Source organism: Superficieibacter sp. BNK-5 (assembly GCF_047456055.1).
In the GTDB taxonomy this organism is placed as follows: domain Bacteria; phylum Pseudomonadota; class Gammaproteobacteria; order Enterobacterales; family Enterobacteriaceae; genus Superficieibacter.
Genome location: NZ_CP179893.1, coordinates 260,662 through 280,391, shown reverse-complemented (window position 1 = coordinate 280,391; position 19,730 = coordinate 260,662). Strand labels below are relative to the sequence as shown.

The following is a 19,730-nucleotide window of genomic DNA, read 5'->3' as shown; positions in this document are numbered from 1 at the left end:
TCTTAATGATATGGACGCCGATCAAAAAAATCAGAGGGTTATGCCTTACTCACTGACCAGTAAAAAATGCCGCGCCAGCAGGGCGGCAGTAAAATTTTTCTTCAGATAGAAGCCGCGTGGCAGGGTAAGAATCGGTTCTCCGCGCGCGCCGATGGCTTCGGTCAACGCCCGGCTATTTGCTGCTTTCGGGCGTAGCTGTAGCACCTCGCCGTGACGGGCGGTAATACGCTCCACCTGACCCAGCACGATCAAATCCATCAGCTCTTCCCAGTCCATGCGTAACTGACTCTCTTCCTCTTCATTCGGCGTCCAGAGCAGCGGCGAACCGACGCGACGTTCGGCCAGTGGGATAGTGCGCTCACCTTCAACCGGGATCCACAGCACCCGCTTCAGCTTATGGCGAACGTGGCTGGTTTCCCAGCTTACGCCGCTATTGCCGGTCAGCGGCGCGACGCAGACAAACGTGGTCTCCAGTGGACGCCCGCGACTGTCTATCGGGATGGTTTTCAGCTCCACGCCCAGCGCGGCAAAATCCTGTTCCGGCTTGCTACCGGCGCTCGCGCCCAGCCAGACCTCCAGCAATACGCCGATCCAGCCTTTATCCCTTTTGAGATCCTGAGGAACAGGCAAACCCGCCAATGCCGCCAGTTCGCCAAGCGAGTACCCGGCAAGCCGCTGCGCCTGCATTAATAACTGCGCTTGCGTTTGTGGTGGAGCGATCAGCGGCGAGAACGATGACATAATCACAACCTTGGTTAAAAAATAAACAGTGATGTTACCCACTGTGCACAGAGTTTAGCTTTTTCTTTTTAGCGGCAACAGCCCTATGATTTTTAGCTATTTTTTTTCCATTATTTTGCCGATGACGGCGTCCAGAAAAGGGTTTTCCAAATCTGGTCACTGGCAATGAACAGGATCTTACACCATGTTATCCACAGAAAAATGGGATAACTGTTAAAAACCCGCACTACTGTTTCCATTTACAGCCTTGACGTAGGACGAAAATCGAATTTTTACACAAAAAGTGACTAACTTATTGGCACAATCTGTGGATAAAACCCACGCTGTTCGATCTTTCATCAGTGCGTTGATCCCCCGCGTGATATACATCACAATTTTGTTTTCCACACGGCGGATCTGTTAGTTAATCTGTTGAATATAGGCATTTAAATTTTGCAGCCTAAAAAAGCTTTATTCGGAGTAGTCTGGGTTTTCCCACGTTAATTCCATACTTCTTCACAACTCTATCCACAGAAAAAGTGCATAAAATTGCTGTTTATGCCCTTCGGCTGTTTATAACTTCAATAATTTTTGTGAGTTATTCAGTCGTTATCCGGTTATTCTCCTGTAAGAGAGTGGTTTACCGTTTCCGATGAGTGTGAAACAATCATTCACATTGAAGATTAGTTTGAGGTAGTCCGGTGATTGATGACGATGGCTACCGCCCGAATGTCGGTATTGTAATCTGTAACCGCCAGGGTCAGGTCATGTGGGCGCGGCGGTTTGGTCAACACTCCTGGCAATTCCCTCAAGGGGGAATTAATCCAGGAGAGACAGCCGAGCAGGCGATGTACCGGGAGCTGTTTGAAGAGGTTGGCCTGAGCCGCAAAGATGTGCGGATCCTGGCATCAACCCGCAACTGGTTGCGTTACAAGTTACCGAAACGTTTGGTGCGTTGGGACACAAAGCCGGTTTGTATCGGCCAAAAACAGAAGTGGTTTCTGTTGCAGTTAATCGGCAACGATGCGGATATCAATATGGATACCAGCAGCACGCCAGAGTTTGATGGCTGGCGCTGGGTCAGTTACTGGTATCCGGTACGTCAGGTAGTCTCGTTTAAACGCGACGTCTATCGTCGGGTGATGAAAGAATTTGCCGCTATGGTGATGTCGCTTCAGGAGAGTGTTCCTAAGCCGCAGCCCGCGCCGGCATGGCGACGTAAAAGAGGTTAAGCCACGCTTATTATGCTCACCCGATTACGAGAAATCGTTGAGAAAGTTGCCAGCGCTCCGCGCCTGAGCGAGGCGCTGGATATTCTGGTAACCGATATCTGCCTGGCGATGGAGACGGAAGTCTGTTCGGTCTACCTGGCCGATCATGACCGGCGTTGTTATTATCTGATGGCGACGCGCGGCTTAAAAAAACCGCGTGGTCGCACCGTTACGCTCGCCTTTGACGAGGGCGTAGTGGGGCTGGTAGGCCGTCTGGCCGAGCCTATCAACCTTGCCGATGCACAAAAGCACCCCAGCTTTAAATATATTCCTTCCGTAAAAGAAGAGCGTTTCCGCGCCTTCCTCGGCGTGCCGATCATTCAGCGGCGTCAATTGCTTGGCGTACTGGTGGTCCAGCAGCGTGAGCTGCGCCAGTATGACGAAAGCGAAGAATCTTTCCTTGTTACGCTTGCCACCCAGATCGCTGCGATCCTGTCGCAATCGCAACTGACGGCGTTATTTGGGCAGTATCGTCAGACGCGTATTCGTGCGCTCCCGGCATCGCCAGGCGTCGCTGTCGCCGAAGCGTGGATGGATACCACGCTGCCGCTGATGGAACAGGTTTACGAAGCCTCGACGCTGGATACCGCTTCCGAGCGCGAGCGATTAACCGGCGCGCTGGAAGAGGCTGCCAACGAGTTTCGTCGCTACAGCAAACGTTTTTCTGCCGGTGCGCAGAAAGAGACGGCGGCGATTTTCGATCTTTACTCACACCTGCTCTCCGATGCGCGTCTGCGCCGCGAACTGTTTGATGAAGTCGACAGCGGTGCCGTGGCCGAATGGGCGGTCAAAAAGATCGTCGAAAAATTTGCCGAGCAGTTTGCTGCCCTCACCGATGGTTATCTGAAAGAGCGCGCTGGCGATTTGCGCACGCTGGGACAGCGCCTGCTGTTCCATCTCGACGATACTATTCAGGGGCCGAATACCTGGCCCGAACGTTTCGTGCTGGTGGCGGATGAACTGTCGGCGGCAACCCTGGCTGAACTGCCACAGGATCGCCTCGCCGGGGTGGTGGTGCGCGATGGCGCGTCCAACTCTCATGCGGCGATTATCGTGCGCGCGTTGGGCATCCCTACCGTGATGGGGGCAGATATCCAGCCGTCGGTGCTGCATCGCCGCACGCTGATCGTCGACGGCTATCGTGGTGAGTTGCTGGTCGATCCTGAGCCGGTACTGCTGAAAGAGTATCAGCGCCTCATCAATGAAGAAAACGAGTTAAGCCGCATTGCGGAAGATGACGTTGAACGTCCCGCCGAGCTGAAAAGCGGCGAAAGGGTGAAGGTAATGCTTAATGCCGGTCTCAGTCCCGAGCATGAGCAAAAGCTGGGCCGCCGCATCGACGGCATTGGCCTGTATCGCACTGAAATTCCGTTTATGCTGCAAAGCGGATTCCCCTCGGAAGAGGAGCAGGTGGCGCAATATCAGGGCATGCTGCAAATGTTTAACGACAAGCCCGTGACGCTGCGCACCCTGGACATTGGCGCGGACAAACAGCTTCCGTATATGCCCATTAGCGAAGAAAATCCGTGCCTCGGCTGGCGCGGCATCAGGATCACCCTCGATCAGCCGGAGATCTTCCTCGTGCAGGTTCGCGCCATGCTGCGTGCCAATGCGGCGACCGGTAATCTCAGCATCCTGCTGCCGATGATCACCAGCATTGACGAAGTCGACGAAGCGCGGCGGCTGATTGAGCGCGCCGGGCGCGAAGTTGAAGAGATGATCGGTTACGCGATCCCCAAACCACGCATCGGCGTGATGCTGGAAGTGCCGTCAATGGTCTTTATGCTGCCGCAACTGGCGAATCGCGTGGATTTTATTTCCGTCGGTACTAACGATCTGACCCAGTACATTCTGGCGGTCGATCGCAACAATACCCGGGTGGCGAATATCTACGATAGCCTGCATCCGGCGATGCTGCGCGCGCTGGCGATGATTGCCCGTGACGCTGAGCAATACGACATTGACCTGCGCTTATGCGGTGAAATGGCGGGTGACACGATGTGTGTGGCTATTCTTATTGGTCTCGGCTATCGCCATCTTTCCATGAACGGGCGCTCGGTCGCGCGAGTGAAGTATTTGCTGCGGCATATTGATTTCGAAGAGGCGCAGACGCTGGCGAACCGAAGTCTGGAAGCGCAACTGGCGACAGAAGTCCGTCACCAGGTTGCCGCGTTTATGGAACGGCGCGGGATGGGCGGGCTGATTCGCGGCGGGCGATAAACTCGCTATACAGATCTTTTACAACTTCGCGGTCATCTCCCTCATACGCCTGTGCTATGATTCGCTCCTTTGGAGCGCCTGCTATCGACGGGCGCGTGTCATTACCGCTGTCCACTTTCGGCGGAATAACAATCACTTGTGGTGACAGATGAATAGTGGCTATCTGCGTTTCCCGGATTTTGATCCGGTGATTTTTTCCATTGGACCGGTCTCCCTGCACTGGTACGGCTTAATGTACCTGGTGGGATTTGTGTTTGCGATGTGGCTGGCAACCCGCCGCGCCAATCGTCCCGGCAGCGGCTGGAATAAAAACGAGGTTGAAAACCTGCTGTATGCGGGCTTCCTCGGCGTTTTTCTGGGCGGTCGCATTGGCTATGTGCTGTTTTATAATATGCCGCTGTTTCTGGAAAACCCGTTGTATCTGTTCCGCGTCTGGGACGGGGGAATGTCGTTCCACGGCGGCCTGATCGGCGTGATCGTGGTGATGTTGATTTTCGCTCGCCGTACAAAGCGCAGTTTCTTCCAGGTGGCTGATTTCATCGCACCGCTGATCCCTTTTGGCCTGGGTGCCGGGCGTCTGGGCAACTTTATTAACGGTGAATTGTGGGGCCGTGTGGACCCGTCCTCGCCGTTTGCCATGCTGTTCCCCGGCTCACGCGGGGAAGATCTCGGTCTGTTACCTGCGCATCCGGAATGGCAGTCCATTTTTGATACTTATGGCGTGCTGCCGCGTCATCCGTCTCAGCTCTATGAGCTGGCGCTGGAAGGTGTCGTGCTGTTTATCATCCTGAACCTGTTTATTCGCAAGCCGCGTCCAACCGGCTCGGTATCCGGCCTGTTCCTGATCGGCTACGGTGCATTCCGCATCATCGTTGAATTTTTCCGCCAGCCGGACGCGCAGTTTACCGGCGCGTGGGTGCAGTACATCAGCATGGGACAAATCCTCTCCGTGCCAATGATTATTGCCGGTATCGCGATGATGGTCTGGGCGTATCGCCGACCGCAGCAACAACTTTCCTGAGGCAGCATGAAACAGTATCTTGATTTAATGCAGAAGGTGCTCGACGAGGGCACCCCGAAAAATGACCGTACCGGTACCGGGACGATCTCCATTTTTGGTCACCAGATGCGCTTTAATCTGCGTGAAGGCTTCCCGCTGGTTACCACCAAACGCTGCCACCTGCGCTCGATTATTCATGAGCTGCTGTGGTTTTTGCAGGGTGATACTAACGTCGCTTATCTGCGTGAAAACAAGGTCTCCATCTGGGACGAATGGGCGGATGACGAGGGCAATCTTGGACCGGTCTACGGTAAGCAATGGCGCGCCTGGCCGACGCCGGATGGCCGTCACATTGACCAGATCACCACGGTTATCAACCAGTTGAAAAACGATCCTGACTCTCGCCGCATCATCGTTTCGGCCTGGAACGTCGGCGAGCTGGATAAAATGGCGCTGGCTCCGTGCCATGCCTTTTTCCAGTTCTACGTAGCGGACGGCAAACTCTCCTGCCAGCTATACCAGCGTTCGTGCGACGTGTTCCTCGGCCTGCCTTTCAATATTGCCAGCTATGCGTTGCTGGTGCATATGATGGCGCAGCAGTGCGATCTTGAGGTCGGGGATTTTGTCTGGACCGGTGGTGATACCCATCTTTACAGCAACCACATGGATCAGACGCATCTCCAGCTTAGCCGCGAGCCACGTGCGCTGCCAAAACTGGTCATCAAGCGCAAACCGGACTCTATCTTTGATTATCACTTTGATGATTTTGAGATTGAAGGCTACGACCCGCATCCGGGGATAAAAGCGCCGGTCGCTATCTGATTGACAGTGCCTGATGGCGCTGCGCTTATCAGGCCTACATATCCGTGCAACGGGTTGATATTGTAATATTTTGTAGGCCGGATAAGGCGAAGCCGCCACCCGGCAAAGCGGCGCATAAAATAGCAAATCAGGTTTGTCATCAACCTCTAACGGCACCTCACGGTGCCGTTTTGTATTTCTGAAGCGGCTTTCCCGTTTTTTTGCAATCCGCTGCAACAGCGTAAAAATCTCTCGTACCGCCTCGTAAAACGCAAAACCTCGTCTCGCCACCTTGCCTCAGTGGTCGCACACTGGCGCCATGAAACGAGAACAGGGCTATACGCTCATTGAAACCATGATAGTGATTACCATCGTTGCGATCCTCAGCGCCGCAGGGCTATACGGCTGGCGCGGCTGGCAACAGCAACAACGTTTATGGCAAACCGCAGTCCAGGTGCGCGAATACCTGGTGTTACTGCGCGACGACGCGAACTGGCATAACCGTGACCGCCTGCTTGCCATACATAAAGAAGGCAACCACGAGTGCCTGGTCAGCGCCGATGTCGAAGGCTGTCCATCCGGCGATCCGTGGACCCTGCATCCGCAATGGTCCGAGGTTCGGCTGACTGATATCACACCGGGGCTGGCCTTTTTCGGCCTGCGTAATACCGCCTGGGCCGGACATGTTCGACTGCAAAGCCAGGCCGGGAGCTGGATAGTTGTGGTCTCCGGCTGGGGCCGGATCCGTTTATGTCAGCCTGCTCAGGAGAACACATGTCTGTAGCGCAGCGGGGGTTTTCACTTCTCGAAACGCTGATCGCCATGGCTGTCAGCAGCCTGCTACTGCTCGGTGCATCGCGCTTTTTGCCGGGATTACAGCGTGCTGCACTATTGCAGACCCGTCATCAAATGCTGGAGGATGAACTGTGGCAGCGCGTCTACACGGTGGCAAAACATCTTCAGCGCGCAGGCTACTGCCGTGGCGAATGCGCAGGAGAGCCGCTAATTATCAATCGGCAGGGAGCCTGTGTGCTGGTGAAATGGGATGCTAACAGTAACGGGTTGTGGGATGACACGCTTGCTGTCACCTCGGACGTTACCGGCTTTCGTTTGCAAAATGGGGCGCTGGAGACGCTACGCGGTGCGTCCTCCTGCGACGATAAAGGCTGGGACAAAATGACCGATCCGCAAACGCTGCGCATAACGCGCTTTGAGGTAGTCCGCTATAACAGCCCCGGTTTTGCGCCGGAACTGACGGTAATCCTGGCCGGGCAATCAGTCACTATCCCTCCGCAGACGGCGTCGGCGACGTATAGCGTAACGGGATATAACCTGTGAATCGCCAGTGCGGGATGTCATCGCTGGCGCTGGTGCTACTCCTGCTGGTGCTGGGCAGCCTGATGCTTCAGGGGCTGAATCAACAACAGCGAGCGTTGTACACGCGCGTGGCGGTGGAAACGCGAGCGTTGCGTGAGCAGGCCAGCGTTCACTCTGCATTGCAATGGGGCAAGATGCAGCGCTGGCAGGTGAACGCGCCGCTGCAATGCGTGCAGCAACCCGCGCAGTCGTGGCAGGTATGTTTGCGCAGATTGAGCGATGACTCGCTGCTGCTCATTGCCGCCAGTGGTTCCATGACCCTCTGGCAATCTGGTGAGGTGAGCCATGACGAGGCGCATTTTTCCCCGTACGGCTGGAGTGATTTTTGTCCCTTGATGGAGAGCGCACTATGTCGAATTCCCTGAACAGACAGAAAGGGTTTAGTCTGCCGGAAGTATTGCTGGCGATGGCCCTGATGATTCTGGTCGTCACCGCCCTGGCCGGTTATCACCGCGCGCTGGCTACTGGTTCGGCTGCGCTTAACCAGTATCGCCAGCTCTGGCGCAGTGCCTGGCAACACACCAGGCTTCAGGATGGATCAACTGAAGATGGCTGGCGGGTCAACCGCGTGAAGACAACACGACAAAGATGTGTCAGCATCAGCGTCACACTTACCACTCCGGTGGGTAAACAGGGGCAAATGACGCGATGGCATTGTCCGGTCAGTCAGTAGTCGGGAGCAACTATGTTAAGGGTCTACCACTCCAATCGTCTGGATGTGCTGGAAGCATTGATGGAGTTTATCGTCGAGCGCGAGCGTCTTGACGATCCCTTCGAGCCTGAAGTCGTGCTGGTCCAGAGTACCGGCATGGCGCAATGGCTGCAAATGTCCCTTTCCCGGCGTTTTGGCATTGCGGCGAATATCGATTTTCCGCTTCCGGCGAGCTTTATCTGGGATATGTTCGTTCGCGTCCTGCCGGACATTCCGGGCGAAAGCGCGTTTAATAAACAAAGCATGAGCTGGAAACTGATGACTTTGCTGCCAGCGCTTATCGACGGTGATGAGTTTGTGATGCTGCGCCACTATCTCAGCGACGATACTGACAAACGCAAACTGTTTCAGCTCGCCTCGCGGGTGGCCGATCTCTACGATCAGTACCTGGTCTACCGCCCGGAATGGCTGACCCGCTGGGAAGCCGGAGAGCTGATTGATGGTCTTGAGGAGAGTCAGCGCTGGCAGGCTCCGCTGTGGAAGGCGCTGGTAGAACACACGGCCGCGCTGGGCCAGCCGCTGTGGCACCGCGCCAATTTATATCAGCGTTTTATCCGCACGCTTGAACAGGCCAGCGAGCCACCTGCGGGCCTGCCATCGCGAGTATTTATTTGCGGCATTTCCGCGCTGCCACCGGTCTATTTACAGGCGTTGCAGGCGTTGGGTAAGCACGTCGACGTGTTTATTCTGTTCACCAATCCGTGTCGCTACTACTGGGGCGACATCAAAGACCCGGCATTTCTGGCGCGGCTGGTTGCGCGTCAGCGCAAGCATCATCGTGAGCAGCGAGAACTGCCGCTGTTTCGTGATACCCAGCAGGCGGCAGGGCTGTTTAACGATGACGGTGAGCAGGATGTAGGCAACCCGCTGCTGGCCTCATGGGGCAAGCTCGGGCGCGACTATATGTACCTGCTGGCCGGGCTGGAGCGCTACGAGGAGCTGGACGCGTTTGTCGATATCGCGCCGGATAACCTGCTGCATAACCTGCAATACGACGTACTGGAATTACAGAATGCAGCCGTGCCGGGCAGGACGGCAGAAGAGTTTGCGCGCAGCGACAGGAAACGCAGGCTGGAACCCGACGACCGCAGCCTGATGATCCATGTCTGCCACAGCCCGCAGCGGGAAGTGGAAGTTCTGCACGATCGCCTGCTGGCTATGCTGGAAGAGGATCCGACTCTGACGCCGCGCGACATCATTGTGATGGTGGCGGACATCGACAGCTATAGCCCCTTTATCCAGGCAGTATTTGGTAGCGCGACGGGCGACCGTTATCTGCCTTACGCCATTTCCGATCGCCGGGCGCGGCAGTCTCATCCGGCGCTCCAGGCCTTTATTAGTCTGCTGTCGCTACCGGACAGCCGCTTTGTGTCGGAAGACGTGCTGGCGTTGCTGGACGTTCCGGTGCTGGCGGCACGCTTCAATATCAACGAAGAAGGGCTGCGTTATCTGCGCCAGTGGGTCAACGAGTCCGGCGTGCGCTGGGGAATGGACGATGACAACGTGCGCGAGCTGGAGCTTCCCGCCACCGGGCAGCATACCTGGCAGTTTGGCCTGACGCGTATGCTGCTCGGCTACGCCATGGAGAGCCATGAAGGGGAGTGGCGCTCGGTGCTGCCTTACGATGAGTCCAGCGGGCTGATCGCCGAGCTGGTAGGGCATCTGGCATCCTTGCTCATGCAGCTTAACATCTGGCGACGTGGGCTGGCGCAGGATCGTCCGCTGACGGAATGGCTTCCCGTTTGCCGTGAAATGCTCAACGACTTTTTTCTGCCGGATCAGGATACCGAAGCAGCGCTGGCGCTAATTGAGCAGCAGTGGCAGGCGATCATTGAACAGGGCACAGGTTCACATTACGCCGAGCCAGTGCCGCTTTCACTACTGCGCGACGAGCTGGCCCAGCGGCTGGATCAGGAGCGCATCAGCCAGCGCTTCCTCGCCGGGCCGGTCAACATCTGTACCCTGATGCCGATGCGCTCGATTCCCTTCAAAGTGGTCTGTTTGTTGGGGATGAACGACGGGGTCTACCCGCGCACGCTCTCACCGCTTGGTTTTGACCTGATGAGCCAGAAACCGTTGCGCGGCGATCGCAGCCGTCGTGACGATGACCGCTATCTGTTCCTCGAAGCGTTGATGTCGGCAGAGCAGAAACTGTATATCAGCTATATCGGCCGCTCGATCCAGGATAACAGCGAGCGTTATCCGTCGGTGCTGGTACAGGAACTGGTGGATTATATTGGCCAGAGCCACTATTTAGCGGGAGACGAAGACCGCAACTGCGACGAGAGTGAACAGCGGGTAAAAGAACACATTATGCATCTGCATACGCGAATGCCGTTTGACGCCGAAAACTTCAAAACCGACGAACGGCAAAGCTACGCCCGGGAGTGGCTGGCGGCCGCCAGTCAGCAGGGCGAGGCGCATTCGGCGTTTATTCAGCCATTGCCGCCGTTGAGCATCGATACCTTGCCTTTTGACCAGCTACAGCGCTTCTGGGCGCATCCGGTTCGTGCTTTCTTTCAGCAGCGGCTGCGGGTGAACTTCCGTGAGGAAGAGAGTGAAATTCCGGATGCAGAGCCTTTCACCCTGGAGGGATTAACCCGCTACCAGCTTAATCAACAGTTGCTGAATACTCTGGTTGACGAAGAGGATGCGGATAAAATGTTCCGCCGCTATCGTGCGGCAGGACAACTGCCTTACGGCGCGTTTGGTGAAATTGTCTGGGACACGCAGCTTCAGGAGATGCAAACGCTGGCCGACCGCGTTATTGAGCACCGCCAGCCCAGCCAGAGTAGTGAAATCGATCTGCAATGTGGCGGGATTACCATTACTGGCTGGCTACAGCAGGTCCAGCCTGACGGCCTGCTGCGCTGGCGTCCTTCGCTGCTCAGTGTTTCACAAGGAATGCAACTTTGGCTGGAACACCTTGTCTACTGTGCCTGCGGTGGGACCGGTGAAAGCCGGTTGCTGGTTCGCAAAGACGGTGAATGGCGCTTTCCGCCCCTTGCGTCAGAGCAGGCGCAGGCATTTCTCGACGAACTGGTTGCAGGTTACCTCAAGGGAATGACCGAGCCGCTGCTGCTGCTACCGGAAAGTGGGGGCGCGTGGATAAAAGCCTGTTACGACGTGGCAAATAATGCCATTTTAAGAGACGACGAGACGCAGTTGAAAGCGCGCAGCAAGTTTCTTCAGGCGTATGAAGGGAATATGGTCGTAAGCGGCGAGGGCGCAGATATCTGGTATCAGCGCCTGTGGCGCACGCTGGAGCCGGAGTACTACGAAGCGATTATTGCGCAGGCCGAGCGTTACCTGCTGCCGATATTTCGCTTTAATCAGTCATAATGATGAGGTCCGTGAATGCCTATTAGCAGCACCTGGTTAAAAGCATTGGTTGTGTTACTTGCCCTTTGGGTAAATGTCGGTCAGGCAAACACAGGATGGCAGCCGGTACAGGAAACCATCCGTAAAAGTGAAAAAGATCCCCGCCAGTATCAGGCTATCCGCCTCGATAACGGTATGGTGGTTCTGCTGGTTTCTGATGCGCAGGCGGTTAAGTCGCTCTCGGCACTGGTACTGCCGGTCGGATCCCTTTCCGATCCAGAGTCTCATCAGGGCCTTGCTCACTACCTCGAACATATGACGCTGATGGGCTCCAAAAAGTACCCGCAGCCGGACAGCCTTGCAGAATTTTTGAAAATGCATGGCGGCAGCCATAATGCCAGCACCGCGCCGTATCGCACCGCGTACTACCTTGAGGTGGAAAACGATGCGCTGGAAGGGGCGGTCGATCGCCTGGCGGACGCTATAGCGGCTCCGCTGCTGGCAGAGAAATACGCCAGCCGCGAGCGCAACGCCGTGAACGCCGAACTAACTATGGCGCGTTCCCGCGACGGGATGCGTATGGCCCAGGTGAGCGCCGAAACCATTAACCCGGCGCATCCCGGTTCACACTTCTCCGGCGGGAATCTGGAAACGCTGAGCGACAAACCCGGCAATCCGGTGCAAAAGGCGCTGGTAGAGTTTCGCGATCGCTATTATTCGTCCAACCTGATGAAAGCCGTGGTCTACAGCAATAAACCGTTGCCAGAGCTGGCGCGGATTGCGACCGAAACCTATGGCCGGGTGCCGAATAAAAACATTACCCGCCCGGAAGTCACCGTCCCGGTGGTGACCGATGCGCAAAAAGGGTTGATCATTCATTACGTTCCCGCGCTGCCGCGTAAAGTGCTGCGCGTGGAGTTCCGCATTGATAACAATACCGCCCAGTTCCGTAGCAAAACCGATGAGCTGGTGACGTATCTGATTGGCAACCGTAGCCCCGGCACGCTGTCCGACTGGTTACAGGAGAAGGGGCTGGTCGAAAGCATTCGCGCAGATTCTGACCCCATCGTTAACGGTAATAGCGGCGTGCTGGCCATTTCCGCTACGCTGACGGATAAAGGCCTGGCGCACCGTGATGACGTCGTTGCCGCCATTTTCAGCTATCTCAATCTGCTGCGTGATAAAGGCGTTGATAAACGCTATTTCGATGAGCTGGCGCACGTGCTGGATCTCGATTTCCGCTATCCGTCGATCACCCGCGATATGAGCTACGTGGAATGGCTGGCCGATACCATGATCCGCGTGCCGGTTGAACATACGCTCGACGCGGTAAACATTGCCGATAAGTACGATCCTGAGGCCGTGAAAGCGCGTCTGGCGATGATGACGCCACAAAATGCGCGCATCTGGTATATCAGCCCGAACGAGCCGCATAACAAAATGGCTTACTTTGTTAATGCGCCTTATCAGGTCGATAAAATCGGTGACAAGACTTTCGCTGACTGGCAGCAAAAAGCCAGCGCCATTGCGCTTAAGCTACCGGAACTGAACCCCTACATCCCTGATGATTTCACCCTGATCAAGCCGGATAAGCAGTACCAACATCCGGAGCTTATCGTCGATGAGCCGGGCCTGCGCGTGCTGTACATGCCGAGCCGCTACTTTGCCAGCGAGCCGAAAGCCGACGTGTCGGTGGTGCTGCGTAATCCTCAGGCCATGGACAGCGCCCGCAATCAGGTAATGTTCGCTCTGAACGACTATCTGGCAGGCATCGCACTGGATCAGCTAAGCAATCAGGCATCAGTCGGCGGCATTAGTTTTTCCACCAATGCCAACAATGGTCTGATGGTGAATGCCGACGGTTATACGCAGCGATTGCCGAAGCTCTTCGAAACGCTGCTCGATGGCTATTTCAGCTTTACACCTACCGAGGAGCAGCTTGAACAGGCGAAATCCTGGTATACGCAAATGCTGGATTCGGCTGAGAAAGGTAAAGCATATGAACAGGCGATTATGCCGGTACAGATGCTGTCGCAGGTTCCGTACTTCCAGCGTGAGGAGCGGCGCGCGCTGCTGCCGTCCATCACCCTGAAAGAGGTCATGGACTACCGTGAAAAACTGAAAACAGGCGCGCGTCCGGAATTCCTGATCCTCGGTAATTTGTCCGTTGAGCAGGCAAAAACGCTGGCGCATCAGGTACAAACACAGCTCGGCACCCAGGGTAACGAGTGGTGCCGCAACAAAGAAGTGGTGGTCGATAAATCGCAGTCAGTGATGTTCGAAAAAGCGGGCAGTAGCACCGACTCCGCGCTGGGCGCGGTGTTTGTGCCGGCGAAAGTTGACGAATACAGTAGCGCTGCCGCCAGTGCATTGTTAGGGCAGATCGTGCAACCGTGGTTCTACAGCCAGCTGCGTACCGAAGAACAGCTGGGCTACGCGGTGTTTGCCTTCCCGATGAGCGTCGGACGCCAGTGGGGGATGGGATTCCTGCTGCAAAGCAACGACAAGCAGCCCTCGTACCTGTGGGATCGTTATAAAGCGTTCTTCCCGACCGCAGAAGAAAAACTGCGGGCCATGAAGCCGGAAGAGTTTGCACAGATCCAGCAGGCGGTGGTGGCGCAGATGCGCGAAGCGCCGCAAACGCTGGATGAAGAAGCCTCGAAGCTCAGCAAAGATTTTGATCGCGGCAACCTCAGTTTTGACTCGCGTGAAAAAATTATTGCTCAGGTAAAACTGCTGACGCCACAAAAATTAGCCGATTTCTTTCATCAAACGGTGGTGAAGCCGCAGGGTATGGCGATATTATCTCAGGTTTCGGGCAGCCAAAGCGGAAAAGCAGAATATGCCCGTCCCGACGGCTGGAAAACCTGGGAGAGCGTCAGTGCGCTACAGCAATCCCTGCCTTTGTTGAGAGAGAATGAATGACCGATACCGCTGAGAACCTTGATCCGCTGCGCCTGCCGCTTATCGGTGAGCGCCTGATTGAAGCCTCAGCGGGTACCGGAAAAACCTTCACTATCGCCGCTCTGTACCTGCGACTTCTGCTGGGACTGGGCGGCGAATCTGCTTTTCCCCGTCCGGTTAACGTCGAGGAACTGCTGGTCGTTACCTTCACCGAAGCTGCCACCGAAGAACTTCGCGGGCGTATTCGCAGCAATATTCACGAATTGCGCATTGCTTGCCTGCGTGAAACCACCGATAACCCGCTCTACGCCACCCTGCTGGCAGAAATTGCCGACAAACAGCAGGCGGCTGACGTCCTGTTGCTGGCAGAACGGCAGATGGACGAGGCGGCGGTGTTTACCATCCACGGCTTTTGCCAACGCATGCTCAGCCTTAACGCCTTTGAATCCGGGATGCTTTTCGAACAGCAGCTGATCGAAGATGAATCGTTGCTGCGTTACCAGGCCTGTGCGGATTTCTGGCGGCGTCATTGCTATCCGCTGACGCGCGATATCGCCCAGGTGATCCACGCCTCGTGGAAAGGGCCGCGCGAACTGCTGGCGTCCATCGATCGTTATCTTCAGGGCGAAGCGCCAAAAATTAAAACCCCGCCGGGCCAGGAGGAAACGCTGCTCGTTCGTCATCAGCAGATCCTTGAGCGGATCACAGCAATCAAAACGCAGTGGCGCGAGACGGTGGCAGAACTGGAAGGCATTCTGGAAAACTCCGGCATAGACAGGCGCAAGTTCAACCGTGGCAACCAGGGGAAATGGATCGACAAGATCACCGCCTGGGCGGAGGAAGAGACCACTACCTACCAGTTGCCCGACGCGCTGGAAAAATTTACCCAGTCATTTTTGCGTGAGCGCACCAAACCGGACGGTGTGGTGCCCGAGCATCCGCTATTTGACGCCATTGAAACGTTGCTGGGCGGTACGCTGACGCTCGACGATTTAGTGATTGCTCAGGCGATGGTGGAGATCCGCGAGACGGTGGCGCGGGAAAAACGCCGCCGGGGCGAGCTGGGTTTTGACGACATGATCGGACGTCTGGCGACGGCGCTGTACAGCGAAAGCGGCGAGGCGCTGGCCGCTGCGATCCGTCAGCGTTTTCCGGTCGCCATGATCGACGAATTCCAGGACACCGATCCGCAGCAGTACCGTATTTTCCGCCGCATCTGGCGACAGCAGCCTGACACGGCCCTGTTGCTGATTGGCGATCCGAAACAGGCGATTTACGCGTTCCGTGGCGCGGATATTTTCACCTACATGAAAGCCAGAGGCGACGTCAGCGCCCACTATACGCTCGGCACCAACTGGCGGTCCGCGCCGGGAATGGTGGAGAGCGTTAACCGGCTCTTCAGCCTGACCGATAACCCGTTTATGTTCCGCGATATCCCGTTTAAGCCGGTCAATGCCGCCGCGAAAAATCAGGGCCTGCGTTTTGAGCTGAACAGTGAGATACAGCCCGCGATGAACTTCTGGCTGATGCCGGGCGAAGGCGTTGGCGCGGGGGATTATCAGACCACCATGGCGCAACTCTGCGCGGCGCAAATCCGCGACTGGCTGATTGCGGGCCAGCAATCGCGTGCACTGTTATGGCGTGGCGAGAGCTCGCGCCCGGTGCGCGCCTCGGACATTACCGTGCTGGTGCGCAGTCGCCAGGAGGCGGCGCTGATCCGCGATGCGCTTAACGTGCTGGCGATCCCCTCGGTCTATCTCTCCAACCGCGACAGCGTATTTGAAACTCCGGAGGCGCAGGAGCTGCTGTGGCTGCTCCAGGCGGTGCTGGCACCCGAGCGGGAAAATGCCCTGCGTAGCGCGCTGGCGACTGCCATGCTGGGGCTGAACGCGCAGGATATCGAACGGCTCAATCTGGACGAACACGCCTGGGATGCGGTCGTCGAAGAATTCACTGCTTACCGCCAGCAATGGCAATTGCGCGGCGTGATGCCGATGCTGCGCACGTTGATGTCTCAGCGCAATATCGCCGAAAACCTGCTGGCAACCCCCGGCGGCGAGCGACGCCTCACGGATATCCTGCACATCAGCGAACTGTTGCAGGAAGCGGGGACGCAGCTGGAAAGTGAATATGCCCTGGTGCGCTGGCTGGCACAGCATATTGCCGAGCCTGACACCAATGCCGCCAGCCAGCAGATGCGTCTGGAAAGCGATAAGCATCTGGTGCAGATCGTGACGATCCACAAGTCAAAAGGGCTGGAGTATCCGCTGGTGTGGCTGCCATTTATCGCCCGCTATCGCAAGCAGGAACAGGCGTTTTATCACGATCGCACCTCGTTTGAGGCGGTGCTCGATCTTAATCACAGCGATGAGAGTCTGGAGCTGGCGGAGGCTGAACGTCTGGCGGAGGACCTGCGCCTGCTGTACGTGGCGCTCACCCGGGCAATCTGGCATTGCAGCCTGGGTATTGCGCCGTTAACCAGTCGGCGGAGTGATAAACCCGGAGAAACCGATCTTCATCACAGCGCGCTGGGTCGTCTGATCCAGAAAGGTGAAGCCAGGGATGCCGCCGGGCTGGCTACCTGCCTGCATGAGCTTTGCAGCGAGGATATTGCGCTTCGTTCTCCCGATGCGCCGGATAATAGCCGCTGGCAGGCTCCGCAACCCCCGCAGGATGCGCTTGCCGCGCGTCTGGTTCGCCGCAGAATGGCAGATGAGTGGCGCGTGACCAGCTACTCCGGCTTGCAACAGCGCGGGCACAGCGTGGCGCAGGATCTTCTGCCACGGCTGGATATCGACGCGGCAGGCCCCGGCGAAATCATTGATGAACCGGCGCTGACGCCGCACCAGTTTCCACGCGGCGCATCACCGGGAACCTTTCTGCACAGCCTGTTTGAAGATCTCGATTTTACCCGTCCTGTCGAGAGTGAGTGGGTGCGGGAAAAACTTCAGCTGGCGGGGTTTGACGAGCAGTGGACGCCGGTGCTGACGACGTGGATTGCGACTATTCTCGCTGCGCCGTTAACGCCAGAGGGCATTTCGCTCAGCCAGCTCACGGCAAAAGAGAAACAGGTAGAGCTGGAATTTTATCTGCCGATTAATCAAATGCTCGACGCGCCGACGCTGGATGCGCAGATGCGGCGTTTTGATCCGCTCTCCGCAGGCTGTCCGCCGCTGGACTTCCGTCAGGTGCGCGGTATGCTCAAAGGGTTTATCGATTTAGTGTTTCGCCACAACGGGCGTTACTACCTGCTGGATTACAAATCCAACTGGCTTGGCGAAAGCAGTGAAGCTTATACGCAGGCGGCGATGGCGCAGGCGATGCAGGCGCATCGCTACGATCTGCAATATCAGCTCTATAGCCTGGCGCTGCACCGCTTCCTGCGTCACCGGCTGGCAGACTATGATTATGAACGCCATTTTGGCGGCGTTATTTATCTCTTTTTACGCGGTATTGATGGTCAGGATCTGCAGCAGGGTATTTTTACCACCCGGCCCGATCCGCAACTTATCAACGCACTTGATGACCTGTTCGCCGGAGAAAAAGAGGAGATGGCGTAATGCATTTACAGCGACTTTTACTGGATGCCGTCGCGCATAAGCTCCTGCGTCCGCTGGACGTGCAGTTTGCCATTATGGTGGCGGAGCGCGAGCATCCGGCGGTCATGCTGGCGGCCGCTATCCTCAGCCGTGACGCAGGTGAGGGACACGTTTGCCTGCCGCTGTCACGGCTTGTACCGGATGAGCGTTTGTCCGGCAAAGCCCGCGAGCTGTGGACGCAGCTTTTCGCCTGTGCCGACGTCCCCGAAGACTGGGCCGCGCTGTTAGCAACGTCGGCAGCGGTCAGCACAGGCGACGATCCTGCGCCGATGATCCTTCGCGGCGAGCGGTTGTACCTAAACCGCATGTGGCGTAATGAGCTCAGCGTTGCCCGCTTTTTTAGCGAACAAAATCAGCCGATGGCGGTGGATGAAGCACAGCTGGCTGAGATCCTCAACGCGCTGTTTCCGCCGTCTGACGAGGTGGACTGGCAAAAAGTGGCGGCGGCAGTGGCACTGACCCGGCGTATTTCCGTCATTTCCGGCGGTCCCGGGACCGGTAAAACCACCACGGTGGCTAAACTGCTGGCGGCGCTGGTTCAGATGTCGCCCGATGAGAAATGCCGCATCCGCCTTGCGGCGCCGACCGGTAAAGCGGCGGCCCGTCTGACTGAATCCCTCGGATCGGCACTGCGTCGGTTGCCGCTGACCGACTCGCAAAAAGCCATGCTGCCCACCGACGCCAGCACCCTGCATCGCTTGCTCGGCGCACAGCCTGGCAGTCAGCGGATGCGTTATCACCCAGGCAACCCGCTGCATCTTGATGTGCTGGTAGTGGATGAAGCCTCCATGATTGACCTGCCAATGATGTCGCGCCTGATTGACGCATTACCCGCACACGGAAGGATTATTTTTCTCGGCGATCGCGATCAACTGGCCTCGGTCGAGGCGGGTGCGGTGCTGGGAGATATCTGCGCCTGGGTTAATGGCGGCTACACGCCCACCCGCGCGGCTGAACTTTCGCGGCTGACGAGCGCGACAGTGCCGGCAGGCGAAGAGAGCGGCGCAAGCGCACTGCGCGACAGCTTATGCCTGCTGCAAAAAAGCTACCGTTTTGGCAGTCATTCCGGCATTGGTCAACTGGCGAGTGCGGTTAACCGCGGTGATAAACGCTCGCTGAAAACCGTCTGCACCCAGGGATTTGAAGATATCGCCCTTAAGCCATTGCGCACCCAGGAAGAATATCAGGCCATGCTGGAAGACGCGTTAAACGGCTATACGCACTATCTGACGCTGCTGCGTGAAAAAGCTCAACCCGACGCGATACTGGCGGCATTTAGCGAATTCCAGCTTCTCTGCGCGTTGCGTGAAGGGCCATATGGCGTAAGCGGACTTAATGGTCAACTTGAGCAGACGCTGGCGCGTAAGCGTCATGTGTCTTTACCGCGTCACTCCCGCTGGTATCAGGGACGTCCGGTGATGATTGCACGCAATGACAGCGCGCTGGGGCTGTTTAATGGCGATATCGGCGTGGCGCTGGAGGGCGAGCAGGGGATGCGTGTCTGGTTCCCGATGCCCGATGGCACGGTCAAATCCTTCCATCCGGGTCGCCTGCCGGAACATGATACCGCCTGGGCGATGACCGTCCATAAATCTCAGGGATCGGAATTCGACCACGCGGCGCTGATCCTGCCCGCACAAAGCGTCCCGTTAGTCACCCGCGAACTGGTTTACACTGCCATCACCCGCGCTCGTCAGCGTCTGTCGCTGTATGCGGACGACACACTGCTGGCGCAGGCCGTCGTTACCCGCACCGAACGGCGCAGCGGGCTGACGGCCTTCTTTGAGGCGATACGTTAATCTCCG

13 protein-coding genes are annotated in these 19,730 nt (G+C 56.8%); 12 read left to right on the top strand and 1 reads right to left on the bottom strand.

The features are described 5' to 3' along the window. Nucleotides 1-45: 45 nt before the first annotated feature. On the bottom strand, nucleotides 46-741 hold the full coding sequence (gene mutH, locus ACMGGS_RS01335) for a DNA mismatch repair endonuclease MutH (protein ID WP_414164728.1): 696 nt from the start codon (nucleotides 739-741) through the stop codon (nucleotides 46-48). Between the two features lie 680 nt (nucleotides 742-1,421). Here mutH and rppH point away from each other — a divergent pair. The 12 genes from rppH to recD all read left to right on the top strand — a co-directional run bounded on the left by rppH (nucleotide 1,422) and on the right by recD (nucleotide 19,724). Then, the gene (gene rppH / locus ACMGGS_RS01330; RefSeq protein WP_176920933.1) at nucleotides 1,422-1,952 is read left to right on the top strand and encodes an RNA pyrophosphohydrolase; all 531 of its coding nucleotides are present in this window, start codon (nucleotides 1,422-1,424) and stop codon (nucleotides 1,950-1,952) included. Between the two features lie 12 nt (nucleotides 1,953-1,964). Further along, complete coding sequence (gene ptsP, locus ACMGGS_RS01325) at nucleotides 1,965-4,211, top strand: phosphoenolpyruvate--protein phosphotransferase (protein ID WP_414164727.1); 2,247 nt, start codon at nucleotides 1,965-1,967, stop codon at nucleotides 4,209-4,211. 148 nt (nucleotides 4,212-4,359) lie between these two features. After that, the gene (lgt, locus tag ACMGGS_RS01320; RefSeq protein ID WP_414164726.1) at nucleotides 4,360-5,232 is read left to right on the top strand and encodes a prolipoprotein diacylglyceryl transferase; all 873 of its coding nucleotides are present in this window, start codon (nucleotides 4,360-4,362) and stop codon (nucleotides 5,230-5,232) included. A 6-nt stretch (nucleotides 5,233-5,238) separates the two neighbouring features. Next, complete coding sequence (gene thyA / locus ACMGGS_RS01315; protein WP_414164725.1) at nucleotides 5,239-6,033, top strand: thymidylate synthase; 795 nt, start codon at nucleotides 5,239-5,241, stop codon at nucleotides 6,031-6,033. 298 nt (nucleotides 6,034-6,331) lie between these two features. After that, nucleotides 6,332-6,796 carry a prepilin peptidase-dependent protein gene (locus ACMGGS_RS01310; protein WP_414164724.1) on the top strand — a complete coding sequence of 155 codons (465 nt, stop codon included), beginning with the start codon at nucleotides 6,332-6,334 and terminating at the stop codon, nucleotides 6,794-6,796. Beyond that, nucleotides 6,787-7,350: a prepilin peptidase-dependent protein gene (locus ACMGGS_RS01305; protein WP_414164723.1), complete on the top strand. Its 564-nt coding sequence runs from the start codon at nucleotides 6,787-6,789 to the stop codon at nucleotides 7,348-7,350. The genes ACMGGS_RS01310 and ACMGGS_RS01305 overlap by 10 nt, the downstream gene beginning before the upstream one ends. Further along, nucleotides 7,347-7,754, top strand: a complete 408-nt coding sequence (locus ACMGGS_RS01300; protein WP_414164722.1) for a DUF2509 family protein — start codon at nucleotides 7,347-7,349, stop codon at nucleotides 7,752-7,754. Before ACMGGS_RS01305 ends, ACMGGS_RS01300 begins: the two co-directional genes overlap by 4 nt. After that, the gene (locus ACMGGS_RS01295; protein WP_414164721.1) at nucleotides 7,739-8,062 is read left to right on the top strand and encodes a prepilin-type N-terminal cleavage/methylation domain-containing protein; all 324 of its coding nucleotides are present in this window, start codon (nucleotides 7,739-7,741) and stop codon (nucleotides 8,060-8,062) included. The genes ACMGGS_RS01300 and ACMGGS_RS01295 overlap by 16 nt, the downstream gene beginning before the upstream one ends. 12 nt (nucleotides 8,063-8,074) lie before the next feature. Then, nucleotides 8,075-11,443, top strand: a complete 3,369-nt coding sequence (gene recC, locus ACMGGS_RS01290; RefSeq protein WP_414164720.1) for an exodeoxyribonuclease V subunit gamma — start codon at nucleotides 8,075-8,077, stop codon at nucleotides 11,441-11,443. Between the two features lie 15 nt (nucleotides 11,444-11,458). After that, entirely contained in the window at nucleotides 11,459-14,347 is a 2,889-nt protein-coding gene (gene ptrA, locus ACMGGS_RS01285) for a pitrilysin (RefSeq protein ID WP_414164719.1), read from the top strand. Then, nucleotides 14,344-17,886 carry an exodeoxyribonuclease V subunit beta gene (gene recB / locus ACMGGS_RS01280; RefSeq protein WP_414164718.1) on the top strand — a complete coding sequence of 1,181 codons (3,543 nt, stop codon included), beginning with the start codon at nucleotides 14,344-14,346 and terminating at the stop codon, nucleotides 17,884-17,886. Before ptrA ends, recB begins: the two co-directional genes overlap by 4 nt. Then, nucleotides 17,886-19,724, top strand: coding sequence for an exodeoxyribonuclease V subunit alpha (recD, locus tag ACMGGS_RS01275; protein WP_414164717.1), 1,839 nt, complete (start codon nucleotides 17,886-17,888; stop codon nucleotides 19,722-19,724). The genes recB and recD overlap by 1 nt, the downstream gene beginning before the upstream one ends. The last annotated feature ends 6 nt before the right edge of the window (nucleotides 19,725-19,730 follow it).